Here is a 13,922-nt window from a genome sequence, read left to right on the forward strand (position 1 = left end):
TTCCGCAGGTAGGCGGATTTTGGTTCTCGAATGTGTCGGTGGGCTGTGGCAGGGTGACACCCATGAATGACTCGTCCGGCTCCACTGTCGGCCTCACCCCGGCTGTCCTCGAGTCCTTCGAAGGACATCGGCGAGAGCTGTGTGCGTACGCCTATCGCATGCTCGGCTCTTCCTTCGAAGCGGAGGATGCGGTGCAGGAAACCTTCACGCGCGCATGGAAGTCCTATGGCTCGTTCGAGGGGCGCGCCAGCCTACGGTCCTGGCTATACAAGATCACCACGAACGTCTGCCTCGATATGCTCGACGGCCCACAGCGCCGGGCCAGGCCGATGGATCTATCCGGTCCGTCGCGGCCGGATTCGCCGATGCCAATGCCGCAGCCGGATTACGTTTGGATCGAACCGATCCCGAACGCACTGGCCTTCGGATCGGATCCGGCCGAGCATGCCTCGGCCAAGGACACACTGCGGCTGGCATTTGTCGCGGCCTGTCAACATCTGCCCGCGACCCAGCGCGCCATCCTGATCATGCGCGAGGTGCTGCGGTTCTCGGCCAGCGAGACGGCCGAGGCGCTCACCATGTCCCCCGCCTCGGTGAACAGCGCACTGCAACGCGCCAGAGCCACCATGTCGAAGGTGCAGCCTACGGCCACCGATACCTATGACGAAACCGATAGCGACCAGCGCAAACTCGTCGACGATTTCGTGAAGGCGTTCGAGGCCTACGATATGGACACCCTCACGACCCTGCTGAAAACCGATGTGGCACTGTCCATGCCGCCGCTCGAACTCTGGGTCTCGGGCCCCGAGAACGTGGCCGCCTTCATGCTCGGCCACGGCAAGGACTGCCGCGATTCCCGCATGATCCGCCTGCAAGGCGCCAACGGCCTCCCCGCGTTCGGCCACTACAAACCAAGCGAAACCGAACCCGGCGTCTGGCTCCCCTGGTCCATCACGGTGCTGGAACTAGACGGCGATGCAATCACCGGACTCAACTTCTTCCTCGACATCGAAAAGCTGTTCCCGCTTTTTGGTTTGGCACCGGAGCTGCGCGAATCGGTTGCGTGAGGTTGGTGGCGGATAGGCACAGCCAACCGCCACCCAGGCGAGGCCAGGCCGGTGGATGGGCGCTGATTCTGGTGCCGTGCACGAATTCGCATGCCACGCATGACTTCTCCGGGCAACACCATGCGTGGCGCGCGAAAATGCGTGTGGCACAAGTGACTACGGCGAGGCGGGGCAGACCAGTTGACGCTCAGACCGGACCTGGGGACGAGCAGACCGATCCAGCGGGCCGCGTCAGACCAGAAGACGCGCGGCTGTCACGCATAGTCTGTGAACATGGCGCACAAGCAGTGCCATCGCGCAGAACGCGTACCCGCTGCGGGGATAGGCATTGGGTATGCGCCAGACACTCCCTACGCTGGGATGTAGCGGTCGCGAAGTTTGCGCTTGTAGAGTTTGCCGTTGGGGTCGCGGGGGAGTTCATCGACGTAGTCGATCGAGCGGGGCATTTTGTATTTGGCCAATTGGGTTGCGGCGAAGGCCAGTAGTTCGGCGGTGAGGTCGGCATTGCCTTCGACACCGGCGACGGTCTGGACTACGGCCTTGACCTCTTGGCCCCAATCCGGATGGGGTAGGCCGAAGACCGCGACATCTTCGACCTTGGGGTGGGTGGTCAGGACGTTCTCGATTTCGGCCGGATAGATGTTTACACCGCCGGACAGAATCAGGTCGGAGCGGCGGTCGTGCAGATAGAGGTAGCCGTCCTCATCGAGGTGGCCGATATCGCCGACCGTGAAAAGGTCGCCGACTCTTGACTCTTCGGTCTTCTCCTTGGCGTGGTGGTATTCGAAGCTGGACGCGCCCATCTTCATATAGACCAGACCGGGCTCCCCGGCGGGCAGAACGGAGCCGTCCTCCTCACTGAGCACCTTGATGACCGACCATGGCCAGGCCTTGCCCACCGAGCCCGGCTTCTTCAGCCAGTCGGTGCCATTGATGACCGTGCCGCCCCCCTCGGTCGCCGCGTAGTACTCGGTGACCGTCGGCCCCCACCACTCCAGCATCCGTCGCTTGGTTTCGGCGGGGCATGGGGCCGCGCCGTGCACCATACTGCGCAGCGATGACACGTCGTACTCGGCGCGCACCTCCGCCGGCAGCGCGAGCAGCCGATGGAACTGGGTCGGCACCATATGGCTGTGGGTCACCCGATATTTGTCGATGAGCCGCAGCATCTCCTCGGCGTCCCAGCGATCCATCAGAACAACCTTGTGCCCCAACTGAATAGAGATAGTCGCGAAGTTCAGCACGGCCGTGTGATACAGCGGCGACCCACAGATGTGCACGTTGTCGTCATAGGGCTTCAGTTCGAACAGACCGAAGAACGCGGTCGAATACACCGGAACGACATCCGGGTCGGTGCCGGTGAGTGGACGCCGAACGCCCTTGGGCCGCCCCGTAGTTCCGGAGGTGTAGAGCATCGGCGCACCGGTCGTCCGGTTATCGGGCCGACCGGTATCGGCCGCGCCCAGCCACGACACCGGCTTGAAGCCTTCGATCTCGCCGACCGCGAAGCGCGCGGTGGTGGGCAGTCCGGCCTCATCGGCGGCGGCGATCGCGGCGGCGGCGAACCGGTCGCTGGCGATGAAGGCCTTGGCCTCGCTGTCGGCGAGGATGTAGGCGACCTCCGGGCCGGTCAGATGCCAGTTCACCGCGACGATGTACAGCCCGGCCTGATAAGCCGCGAAGTAGGCGGCCACCGCCTCGACGCAGTTGTGCACCATGGTGACCAGCACGTCGCCGGGCTGTAGGCCGAGCGACCGCAGTCCGATGCCGTAACGGTTTGCGAGCGTGGCCAATTCGCGATAGGTCACGTCGCGGCCGGATGGATCCACCAGCGCGATCCGATCGGGTTCCGCGTTCGCGATGTTCCAGAGACCGAGAATTTCTACTGAGTCCATCGGGGGATGGTGAGGAGGCGGAGCCGACGGGGTGGGTGAATCAGTCACCCCTACGAATTTAGAACGTGTTCTACATCTGTACAAGGGGTGCGAGCCGATGCAATTGCTCGATATCTGGGACCGACACCAGCATCTCGGTGACACCCGCGGCTTCCCAGACCCCGAGTTGCTTACGGACCTGCTCCTCGTCGCCGATGATCGCGGTATCCAAAATCAGCTCATCCGGCACCATGGCAGCCGCCTCGGCCTTCTTCCCGGATTGGAACAGCCTGCCGATCTCGTCGACCTCGCGCTCATATCCCATGCGCCGGTAGACCTGTGCGTGGAAATTCAGTTCCGGTGCGCCCATACCACCGATGTAGAGCGCCATGATCCAGCGCATCCGCTCCAACTCACTCTTGGGATCGTCGGTGATCACCACCTGACAGCTCGCGGCGATCTCGAAATCGTCCCGCGAACGCCGCGCGCCGGCCCTGGCGAAGCCCTCGTCAAGCCAGTCGTTGTACATCCCGGCCAGCCGCGGCGCGTAGTAGATCGCCAGCCAGCCATCGGCGATCTCGGCCGTCAGCGCCACATTCTTGGGCCCCTCCGCACCCAGCCAGATCGGCATATCCGCTCGTAGCGGGTGCACGATCGGCTTGAGCGGCTTGCCGAGTCCGGTCGATCCCGGTCCGCTGTAGGGCAGCGGGTACTGCGGCCCGTTATTGGTGACCGGCGCCTGCCGCTCCAGGATGCGGCGAATGATGCCGACGTACTCCCTGGTGCGCTGTAGCGGCTTGGCGAACGGCTGCCCGTACCAGCCCTCGACCACCTGCGGTCCGGAAACGCCGAGCCCGAGGATGGCCCGGCCACCGCTGAGATGGTCGAGCGTCAGCGCGTGCATCGCCGTCGCGGCAGGGGTGCGCGCCGACATCTGCACCACGGAGGTGCCAAGCCGCACCCGATTCGTCGACGAGCCCCACCACATCAGCGGCCCGAAGGCATCCGACCCCCAGGATTCGGCGGCGAAGACCGCGTCGAAACCGGCCGCCTCGGCGGCGACCACCAACTCACCGGCATTCCGTGGCGGCTGCGCCATCCAGTACCCGAGTTGCAATCCGAACTTCATGGCCGACCTCTTTCTACCGCTAGCGATTGCTTGCCGGTCGCTCGAAAGAACCTGCACTTCTTGCCACCAGAATAAGAACCTGTTCTACTCGATATTGTGACTCAGGGGAATACCGCATCCGGCACAATCACGGATGAGAGAGGGTCGGATTTGAACACCGGACCCGATGTACTCAGCGCACCCCTGCGGGTGCAATTCGACTACACGCGATCGGTCGGACCGATCATCGGCACCTTCCTGACCAAGCTGCGCGCTCGCAAGATCGTCGGCATGCGCGGGTCGGACGGGCGGGTGCTGGTGCCGCCGCCGGAATACGATCCGGTCACCTCCGCGCCGCTGACCGAATTCGTCGATGTGGCCGATACCGGCACCGTCCAGTCGTGGACCTTCGTGCGCGAGCCGCTGCCCGGCCAGCCGTTCGACCGCCCGTTCGCCTGGGCCTTGATCAAGCTCGACGGCGCGGACACCACACTGCTGCACGCGGTCGATGTCACCGCGCCCGAGGACATCCACACCGGACTACGCGTGGTCGCGCGCTGGGCCGACGAGACGATCGGCAGCATCAAAGACATCGCCTGCTTCGAACCGGGCGAGACCTCCACCGCGCCAGCGGAACCCAGCGCGGACGGTGAGCCGATCGAGGTGATCACCACCCCGGTCGACCTGCACTACATACACAGCGCATCGCCGCAGGAGACCGTCTACCTGCGCGGTCTGGCCGAGGGCAAGTTGCTCGGCGGGCGCACGGATGCCGCGGGCAAGGTGTACTTCCCGCCGCGCGGCGCCAATCCGACCGACGGCAGGCCGACCGACGAAATCGTCGAACTGCCCGACCGCGGCATAGTCACCACCTTCTGCATCGTGAATGTGCCGTTCCTCGGCCAGCGGATCAAGCCGCCGTACGTCGCGGCCTATGTGCTGCTCGACGGCGCCGATATCCCGGTGCTGCACCTGGTGCTCGGCTGCGAGGCGAGCGAGGTGCGGATGGGCATGCGGGTGGAGGCGGTGTGGAAGCCGCGCGAGGAGTGGGGCTTCGGGCTCAGCAATGTGGACCACTTCCGACCCACCGGCGAGCCGGATGCCGACTACGAGACCTATAAGCACCACCTCTGAGAGGCCACGTTGACGAACAACGCTCTGCCTACCCACCCCGCCGTCCTCGCACGCTCCGACGGCTACCGTCCCCCTAGCGACATCGCGGTTGTGGGCTTCGCCCACGCACCGCATGTGCCGGAGACCTTCGGCACCACCAATGGTGTCGAGATGCTGGTGCCCATCTTCCAGCAGCTCTACGCCCGACTGGGCATTACCAAATCCGACATCGACTTCTGGTGCTCCGGTTCTTCGGATTACCTTGCGGGCCGCGCATTCTCGTTCATTTCAGCGGTCGACGCCATCGGCGCGGTGCCGCCGATCAACGAGTCACATCTCGAAATGGACGCCGCGTGGGCGCTCTACGAGGCATTCGTCAAACTCCGCTCCGGCCAGGCGCAGACGGCGCTGGTGTACGGCTTCGGCAAGTCCTCCGCGGGTACGCTGCGCCAGGTTCTGACCATGCAGCTCGATCCGTATCTGGTGACGCCGCTGTGGCCGGACGCACTGTCCATCGCGGGTCTGCAGGCACAGGCCGGACTGGATGCCGGACGCTGGACCGAGCGCGATATGGCGGCCGTGGCCGCCGGTGATTCCGGTGACATCGAAAGTCTGCTCGCCACACCGTATGTCGCCGATCCGCTGCGCGCGCACGATGTCGCACCAGTCACCGATGGCGCGGCGGCGATTGTGCTCGCGGTCGGCGACCGAGCGCGTGAACTGTGCGAGCGCCCCGCCTGGATCACCGGGATAGCGCATCGGGTGGACACCCCCAACCTCGGCGCCCGTGATCTGACCGTCTCCCCGTCGACTTCGGCTGCGGCACAGTCGGTTACCGGCGGCGATACCAGCGGCTTCGATATCGCCGAATTGCATGCGCAGTTCAGCCATCAGCAGCTGATCCTTGCCGAGGCCATCGGCCTGCGACCCGAGACCAAGGTGAACCCGTCGGGCGGCGCCCTCGCCGGGAATCCGATGTTCGCGGCGGGTCTGGAGCGCATCGGCTTCGCGGCCGAGGCGATTATCACGGGCACCGCGAATCGCGCGCTCGCCCATGCCAGCAGCGGTCCGGCCCTGCAGCAGAACCTGGTGACCGTTTTGGATTCGGAGGCGAGCCGATGAATTTTCCCGCTGCGGTGCTCGGCACCGGACAAACCCATCACGTGACGAAACGAACCGATGTGTCCATGGCGGGCATGTGTCGCGAGGCCATCGATCGCGCACTCGTCGATGCCGGACTCACCATAGCCGATATCGATGCGGTGGTGATCGGTAAGGCGCCGGACTTCTTCGAGGGCGTCATGATGCCCGAGCTGTATCTGGCGGATGCGTTGGGCGCCACCGGAAAACCGCTGCTTCGCGTGCATACCGCCGGATCCGTCGGTGGCTCCACGGGTATCGTCGCCGCCAATCTGGTGCAGGCCGGGGTGCACAAGCGTGTGCTCGCCATTGCCTGGGAGAAGCAGTCGGAATCGAATGCCATGTGGGCGTTGTCGTTTCCGGTGCCCTTCACCATGCCCGTTGGTGCGGGTGCGGGCGGCTACTTCGCCCCGCATGTGCGGTCCTACATCCGCCGCTCGAACGCACCGGGCCATATCGGCGCAATGGTGGCGGTGAAGGATCGCCGCAATGGCGCGAAGAATCCGTTGGCACATCTGCACCAGCCCGATATCACGCTGGAGAAGGTGCTCTCCTCCCAAATGCTGTGGGATCCCATCCGGTTCGACGAGACCTGCCCGTCCTCGGACGGTGCGTGCGCGCTGGTGATCGGTGACGAGGCGGCTGCGAAGGCCGTCGAGGCCACCGGTAAGAAGGTCGCGTGGGTGCACGGCACCGCCATGCGCACCGAACCGACCACCTTCGCCGGACGCGATCAGGTCAATCCGCAGGCCGGACAGGATGCCGCGGCCGCGCTGTGGCAGGCCGCCGGAATCACCGACCCGCTCAACGAGATCGACGTCGCCGAGATCTACGTGCCGTTCTCCTGGTTCGAGCCGATGTGGCTGGAGAACCTGGGCTTCGTCGCGCAGGGTGACGGTTGGAAGCTCACCGATAAGGGCGAGACCGAGATCGGCGGCACCCTGCCGGTCAATCCGTCCGGTGGCGTGCTCTCCTCGAATCCGATCGGCGCCTCCGGGCTCATCCGATTCGCCGAGGCCGCCAAACAGGTCATGGGCCGGGCCGGGGACTACCAGGTCGCGAACGCCAAGAAGGCGCTTGGGCACGCGTATGGCGGTGGGTCGCAATACTTCTCGATGTGGGTGGTCGGCTCGGAGAAGCCCAGCTGATGACCCCGCTGAAGTTCACCATCGGCATCGCGCCGAGTCCGCTCGAGCAGCTGCCGGATTTGGCGAAAACCGCTGAGGAGTGCGGATTTTCGTCGATGCCGCGAAGAATATCGAGGAACCCATCGTCGCGAAGGCACGCGTATGAGTAATTCCGAACATCCAGCACGAGCCGCCGGACTCGCGTCGCAGGCCGCGGTGCGGGCCAAGGACAAGCAGACCTGGGTCGAGCTGTTCGCAACGGACGGCATTGTCGAAGATCCCATCGGCCCTTCGGGTTTCGATCCGGAGGGCAAGGGCCATCGCGGTAGGGAGGCCATCGCGGCCTTTTGGGATATGGCGATCGCGAAGACCGATTCGATCGAGTTCCTGTTCGAGGATTCCTTCGCCTGCGGTAACGAGATCGCCTTCACCGGCCTGATCCGCACCAAGATGGGCGGACACCAGATCGATGCCGAGGGCGTCTTCACCTACAAGGTCGACGAATCGGGCAAAATCGCCGCGCTGCGGGCCTTTTGGGAGGTCGACCGCGCCATGGCGACGGCGAAACCGAGCATCTGAGCGGCTGCCCCTCCCCTCCGGGGGCAGCACAACAAGGGCCCTCGCACCGGCTTCGGGCACACCGGTACGAGGGCCCTTGTCCGTCACCGAAGCCGGGGGACCCAGACTGCCGACCCAGGCCTGGACCCCCGCATTTCAGTGCGCGACCGGGCAGCCCGAGGTCTTGTAGTCGACCTGGAATTCCTTGACCCCGTTGAGCCAGCCGGAACGCAGCCGCTTGGGATCACCGAGCTTGGTGATATCGGGCATGGCGTCGGCGATGGCGTTGAAGATCAGATCGACCTCCATCCGCGCCAGATTCGCGCCGATGCAGAAGTGTGCGCCGGTACCGCCGAAGGACAAGTGCTGGTTGTCCTTTCGCATGATGTCGAACCGCTCCGGGTTCTCGAAGACGTCCTCGTCGAAGTTGGCCGAGCGGTACAGCATGACCACCCGCTGCCCCTTCTTGATCTGCACGCCACCGAGTTCGGTGTCCTCCAGCGCGGTCCGCTGGAACGAGGTGACCGGGGTGGCCCAGCGGATGATCTCGTCGGCAGCGGTGGCCGGACGCTCGTTCTTGAACAGCTCCCACTGGTCCGGATGCTCCAGGAAGGCCGCCATGCCATGGGTGATCGCATTGCGGGTCGTCTCATTGCCCGCGACGGCCAGCATGATCACGAAGAAGCCGAACTCCTCCGGGGTCAGCTCATCGCCGTCGACATCCGCCTCGATCAGTTTGGTCACGATATCGTCGGCCGGGCATTCCTTTCGCGCCGCGGCCATCTGATAGGCGTAGCCGAGCACCTCGGCGGAGGCGGCGACCGGATCGGCCGTGCTCTCCGGATCGTCGTAGCCGGTCATATCGTTGGACCAGGTGAAGACCTTCCCGCGGTCCTCCTGCGGAATGCCGATCAGTTCGGCGATCGCCTGCAGCGGCAGTTCGGAGGCCACCTGAGTGACGAAGTCGCCAGAGCCGTTCTGCACCGCCGCCTGCACGATGGTTTCGGCCCTGGCCTTGAGTTCGGCACGCAGACCGTTGATCACGCGCGGGGTGAAGCCGCGGGAGATGATCTTGCGCAGTTTGGTGTGCTGGGGTGCGTCCATGTTCAACAGCACGAAACGCTGCAGTTCGATCTGCTCGCGGGTGATGTCGTCATTGAAGCGCGGGATCGCGGTGTTCTCGAAGGTGGAGAACACATCGCTGCGCCGCGAAACCTCCTTGACGTCGGCGTGCTTGCTCACCACCCAGAAGCCGCCGTCATGGAAGCCGCCGACCTCGGCGGGCTGTGGATTCCACCAAATCGGTGCGGTACGGCGCAGTTCGGCGTACTCCTCGACCGGAACACGCTCGGCATAAATGTCCGGGTCCGTGACATCGAACCCATCCGGCAGGTTCGGCCGGGCATTGCGCTGGTCTACCACCAGATGTCTCCTTCGACAAACTGAAACACGTTCTACAATCATTCAAGCATAGGCTGCATAATGAGGGAAGAACTGGACTGATTCTGTCCACACATGCGTGAACACACGTTTCAGTTTTCTGTCCCAGAGGAAAGGTTGAACATGGGCACACCCGTCATCGTCGAGGCCGCTCGCACCCCCATCGGCAAGCGCGGCGGCTGGCTCGCCGGACTGCACGCCGCCGAACTGCTCGGCCTCGCCCAGCGCGGACTGCTCGAGAAGGCGCATCTGGATCCCACAGCGGTGGAGCAGGTCATCGGCGGCTGCGTCACCCAGGCCGGCGAGCAGTCCAACAACGTGACCCGCGTCGCCTGGCTGCACGCCGGGCTGCCGTGGCAGGTCGGCGCCACGACCATCGACGCGCAGTGCGGATCGGCGCAGCAGGCCAACCATCTGATCGCCGGACTGATCGCAACCGGCGCCATCGATATCGGCATGGCCTGCGGCGTGGAGGCAATGAGCCGAGTTCCCTTGGGCGCCAATGTCGGCGAGCACGCAGGCCCGCGCCGCCCGGCTTCCTGGAATATCGATCTGCCGAATCAGTTCGAGGCAGCCGAGCGTATTGCCAAGCGGCGCGGCCTCACTCGCGATGATCTCGACGAACTCGGCGTCCGCTCGCAGCGGTTGGCGGCCCAGGCTTGGGCCGAGGGACGATTCGACCGCGAGGTGCTCACCGTGGCGGCGCCCGCCGTCGACAAGGAAGGCAACCTCACCGGCGAAAAGTTGGACGTAACAAGGGATCAGGGCCTGCGCGACACCACGCCCGAGGGGCTGGCCAAGCTGAAGCCGGTGCTGGAGGGCGGAATCCATACCGCGGGGACCTCATCGCAGATCTCCGATGGCGCGGCAGCCGTATTGCTGATGGACGAAAAGGCCGCACAGCGAGCGGGGTTGCGCCCTCGCGCCCGGATCGTGAGCCAGGCACTCGTCGGCGCGGAGCCCGAGTTCCATCTCGACGGTCCGGTGCAGGCATGCACCCGACTGCTCGAACGGTCCGGAATGAATATCGGCGATATCGACCTGTTCGAGATCAATGAAGCCTTTGCGGCAGTAGCACTTTCATGGGCTTCTGTACACAAACCAGACATGGATCGCGTAAATGTAAACGGTGGTGCGATTGCCCTCGGACATCCCGTGGGCTCAACCGGATCTCGGCTCATCACAACGGCTTTGCACGAACTCGAGCGTTCCGGCGGCAGCACCGCGATGGTACTCATGTGTGCAGGTGGCGCATTGGCGACAGGCACCATCATCGAGAGGTTGTAGTGGTTTCAACCAATCCCGCATAGGTTGAACGTTCATGCCCATGAGCCGAAAACGTGTCGTACGCCACACAAGGGCCAGCTCAGACGCACGCATGACCGATCAGCTACCTTTTCGCTACCGTAGACTCGGCGGGGAAGACCCTCGCGACGGGCCAGAACCGGTTCACACCACGTTTTCTCAAGAGCCGTTGGCGTGACCCGCAAACGCCACCATCGCAGCACCTTCCCCGGAGCGGCACCTAGAAGCTTCAAGGAAATCCCGAATCAGGCGTAGGTTTTCAGTTACTGAGCCGCTAATATCAATGATACGTATCCGAGATAACGACTGTTAGTACAGCGAAGGGAATTGGGCGGCTCACAATGGCTGATTTCGCGGCGCGGCTGAACAAGCTGTTCGAAACCGTGCATCCCCCGGGGCGCAAGCCGCACACCAACGCGGAGGTTGCGGCTGCGCTGACAGCCTCCGGGCATCCGATCTCGAAACCGTACCTCTCGCAGTTGCGGTCGGGACAGCGGACCAACCCGTCAGACGAAACGGTGGCTGCACTGGCCAAGTTCTTCAAGGTCAAACCGGACTACTTCTTCAACGACATCTATGCTGCCAAGATCGATCACGATCTGGAGTTGCTGTCCCAGCTGCAAGGCTACGGGCTGCGACGATTGTCGAGTAGGGCGTTCGACCTGTCCGAAGAATCACAGAACCTCCTCACCTCCATGGCGGAGAAGTTGCGGGCAAGCGAGGGTTTGCCCGAAATTCCTCCGGACGGTACCGAATAGGTTCTCCCACAGCGCAGTACGGTGCGACCCTCAGGGTCGCACCGTACTGCGTCATGGGTGTGGATGCTTATCGACTTCGTCACCACTGGCGTCATCCAAAATGTGGGCTTGGCGACGAGTGCAGGGTTGCGAAAGAAGCGCGCTGCAGCCACCGGGTTGTGACGAAATCAGTCGTGCGGATACGTCAGTAGACACATAGAATCCGGCATGCCATAGACCATGCCGGATTCCATGCTATGTCAACCATTTTGAATACCCAGAGCGAGTCCTTCAGAATGCCGCGGACCGATCGCTTTTGGTGTTACTCGATATTCTGGACCGCGGCTCCGGCATCTGCTTCGTAGGCGCCCGCGATTGCATGGACCCAACCGCGGGGACTAATGCCCTCGGGCGGAGCAATCCACCGCGCGTCGACTACTACATCGCCCAATGGGTTTCGCGCCCACTGCGCGACTCGGTCGGCGCGCGCCGACACCAGTGACGGAGGCGGACCCGCGGCAACCAATTCGACGCCGCCGCCGGATTGCAGATACAGCGCATCCATCGCCGAGCGGCCTGACAACAGCCGCTCGGCACAGCCGCGATTATTCTCGGCGCTCAGGCGCCGTACACCGCTTCCGGCGCAACGGACTTGGCGATCAGATCGGCGACCACCGGGCCGAGTTCGGCCGGATTCCAGCGGGCGCCGCGGTCCACGGCGGTGCCGTGGCGCCAGCCGTCGGCCAGTGCGACCTTGCCACCCTCGACCTCGAACATTCGTCCGGTGACGGCCGCGGATTGCGGACTACCGAGCCAGACGACGATCGGCGAGACATTCTCGGGCGCCATGGCGTCGAAGCCATCCTCGGGGGCAGTCATCGTCTCGGCGAAGACGGTTTCGGTCATGCGCGTGCGGGCGGCGGGGGCGATGGCGTTGACTGTGACGCCGTAGCGCGCGAATTCGGCAGCCGCGGTGATGGTCAAACCCGCGATACCCGCCTTTGCCGCACCGTAATTGCTCTGGCCGACACTGCCCTGCAGGCCCGCGCCGGAACTCGTATTGATGATGCGGGCATCGACCGGGCGGCCCGCCTTGGACTCGCCCCGCCAGTACTCGATCGCGTGGCGCATGGTCGCGAAATGACCCTTGAGATGGACCCGGATCACCGCATCCCACTCGTCCTCACCCAGGTTCACCAGCATCCGGTCGCGCACGAAACCGGCATTGTTGACCAGCACGTCCAGGCGACCGAAGGTATCGACGGCCTGGCGGATGAGATTGCGGGCGCCATCCCAGTCCGCGATGTCGTCGCCGTTGGCCACGGCCTCGCCACCGAGCGCCTTGATCTCGGCGACGACCTGCTCGGCGGGCGTCTCGCTGGTCGCCGCGCCGTTCAGCGCGGAGCCGAGATCATTGACGACCACGCGGGCTCCGGCGGCGGCGAAGGCGAGCGCGTGCGCCCGGCCGATACCGCGGCCGGCGCCGGTGACGATGACAATGCGCCCCGCGCAGATCTGCTCGGTGTCCATAACCTGTTGTGTCCTCTTCGTTCTCGGTTCGGTTGTTCAGGTCTGAGCGGCCTGCTCGGCAGTGTTGTTTCGAGCGACCTGCAAGCAGTCGCTAGCGGCCGTTGGCATTCGACGCCGCCAGGAATGCCGGACGTTCACCGCCGCCGTGCACCAGCAGCGTCGCGCCGCTGACATAGGCGGCCAGGGATGAGGTCAGGAATGCGGCGCAGCGGCCGATGTCCTCGGGGCGGGCCATCCGACCGAGCGGGATGGTCTCGCCGACGGCGTCGATACCGTCTTGGTCGCCGTAGTGTAGTTCGCTCAGCTCGGTGACAACCGGGCCCACGACCAGCGAATTCACTCGAACCTTCGGCGCCCATTCGACAGCGAGCGAGGAGGTCAGGCTATCGACGCCCGCCTTGGCCGCGCCGTAGGCCGCGGTACCCGGCGACGGTCGGTGACCGCTCACGCTGGACACCATCACAATGGAGCCGCCGCCCGGCTGCCGCTGCATCACCGCATTGGCGGCCTGCGAGACCAGCAGGGGCGCAAGCAGGTTCAGTTCGACGATCTTGCTGTGGAAATTCTTGCTGGCATCGGCGGCGAGGGCGAACGGGGCACCGCCGGCATTGTTGATCAGGTGATCGAGGCGGCCGTGCCGCGCGACGATCGTGTCGACCAACCCCTGCACGGCGTCGGCATCGCGTACATCGCAGGGCAGGTATTCAATCGCCTGTTCCGCGTGCCGCACCGGCTCGTCACCGGGGCGTCGCGCGCAGGCCACCACGGTCGCGCCCGCGGCCAGGAAAGCCCTGCTGACGCCCGCACCCACTCCGCGCACGCCGCCGGTAACCAGGACGACATTGCCGGTGAGGTCTATTTCGAGTGCCACCGTGCTAACCTACCAAGCAACTGCTTGCTTTGCCAATGTATAGCGACTGCTT

12 protein-coding genes and 1 pseudogene are annotated in these 13,922 nt (G+C 64.5%); 8 read left to right on the forward strand and 5 right to left on the reverse strand.

The genetic code is table 11. From position 1 onward, the window contains the following. Nucleotides 1-62: 62 nt before the first annotated feature. Nucleotides 63-1,067 (forward strand): sigma-70 family RNA polymerase sigma factor, encoded by a 1,005-nt coding sequence (locus tag AB0L63_RS08680; RefSeq protein ID WP_364496642.1) that lies wholly within the window; start codon nt 63-65, stop codon nt 1,065-1,067. Nucleotides 1,068-1,417: 350 nt separating this feature from the next. Here AB0L63_RS08680 and AB0L63_RS08685 read toward each other — a convergent pair whose 3' ends face one another. Together AB0L63_RS08685 and AB0L63_RS08690 are read right to left on the reverse strand one after the other, a co-directional pair. Further along, nucleotides 1,418-2,962, reverse strand: a complete 1,545-nt coding sequence (locus AB0L63_RS08685) for an acyl-CoA synthetase (protein WP_364496645.1) — start codon at nt 2,960-2,962, stop codon at nt 1,418-1,420. A 70-nt stretch (nt 2,963-3,032) separates the two neighbouring features. Then, complete coding sequence (locus AB0L63_RS08690; protein ID WP_364496648.1) at nt 3,033-4,070, reverse strand: LLM class F420-dependent oxidoreductase; 1,038 nt, start codon at nt 4,068-4,070, stop codon at nt 3,033-3,035. Between the two features lie 150 nt (nt 4,071-4,220). On the opposite strand from AB0L63_RS08690, the gene AB0L63_RS08695 reads away from it, so the two are divergent. The 5 genes and pseudogenes from AB0L63_RS08695 (at nt 4,221) to AB0L63_RS08715 (ending at nt 8,008) form a co-directional block, all read left to right on the forward strand. After that, entirely contained in the window at nt 4,221-5,183 is a 963-nt protein-coding gene (locus tag AB0L63_RS08695) for an OB-fold domain-containing protein (RefSeq protein WP_364496651.1), read from the forward strand. Nucleotides 5,184-5,207: 24 nt separating this feature from the next. Beyond that, nucleotides 5,208-6,284 carry a thiolase domain-containing protein gene (locus AB0L63_RS08700; protein ID WP_364496906.1) on the forward strand — a complete coding sequence of 359 codons (1,077 nt, stop codon included), beginning with the start codon at nt 5,208-5,210 and terminating at the stop codon, nt 6,282-6,284. Then, the gene (locus AB0L63_RS08705) at nt 6,281-7,450 is read left to right on the forward strand and encodes a thiolase domain-containing protein (protein WP_364496654.1); all 1,170 of its coding nucleotides are present in this window, start codon (nt 6,281-6,283) and stop codon (nt 7,448-7,450) included. Before AB0L63_RS08700 ends, AB0L63_RS08705 begins: the two co-directional genes overlap by 4 nt. A gap of 8 nt (nt 7,451-7,458) precedes the next feature. Beyond that, nucleotides 7,459-7,612, forward strand: a pseudogene (locus AB0L63_RS08710) (LLM class F420-dependent oxidoreductase); the annotation flags it as partial. After that, nucleotides 7,592-8,008, forward strand: a complete 417-nt coding sequence (locus AB0L63_RS08715; protein ID WP_364496908.1) for a nuclear transport factor 2 family protein — start codon at nt 7,592-7,594, stop codon at nt 8,006-8,008. The pseudogene AB0L63_RS08710 and the gene AB0L63_RS08715, both read left to right, overlap by 21 nt. A gap of 135 nt (nt 8,009-8,143) precedes the next feature. Here the strand turns inward: AB0L63_RS08715 and AB0L63_RS08720 are convergent, their stop codons facing one another. After that, on the reverse strand, nt 8,144-9,409 hold the full coding sequence (locus AB0L63_RS08720) for a cytochrome P450 (protein WP_364496657.1): 1,266 nt from the start codon (nt 9,407-9,409) through the stop codon (nt 8,144-8,146). Nucleotides 9,410-9,550: 141 nt separating this feature from the next. Between AB0L63_RS08720 and AB0L63_RS08725 the strand changes: the two genes are divergently transcribed. Beyond that, nucleotides 9,551-10,714 carry a steroid 3-ketoacyl-CoA thiolase gene (locus AB0L63_RS08725; RefSeq protein ID WP_364496660.1) on the forward strand — a complete coding sequence of 388 codons (1,164 nt, stop codon included), beginning with the start codon at nt 9,551-9,553 and terminating at the stop codon, nt 10,712-10,714. Between the two features lie 359 nt (nt 10,715-11,073). After that, nucleotides 11,074-11,490, forward strand: a complete 417-nt coding sequence (locus AB0L63_RS08730) for a helix-turn-helix domain-containing protein (RefSeq protein ID WP_011207048.1) — start codon at nt 11,074-11,076, stop codon at nt 11,488-11,490. Between the two features lie 597 nt (nt 11,491-12,087). Here AB0L63_RS08730 and AB0L63_RS08735 read toward each other — a convergent pair. Beyond that, on the reverse strand, nt 12,088-12,999 hold the full coding sequence (locus tag AB0L63_RS08735; protein ID WP_364496663.1) for an SDR family oxidoreductase: 912 nt from the start codon (nt 12,997-12,999) through the stop codon (nt 12,088-12,090). Nucleotides 13,000-13,090: 91 nt separating this feature from the next. Continuing rightward, nucleotides 13,091-13,870: an SDR family oxidoreductase gene (locus AB0L63_RS08740; RefSeq protein WP_364496666.1), complete on the reverse strand. Its 780-nt coding sequence runs from the start codon at nt 13,868-13,870 to the stop codon at nt 13,091-13,093. Nucleotides 13,871-13,922: the final 52 nt, after the last annotated feature.

The organism is Nocardia sp. NPDC051990, assembly GCF_040680755.1.
In the GTDB taxonomy this organism is placed as follows: Bacteria; Actinomycetota; Actinomycetes; order Mycobacteriales; family Mycobacteriaceae; genus Nocardia.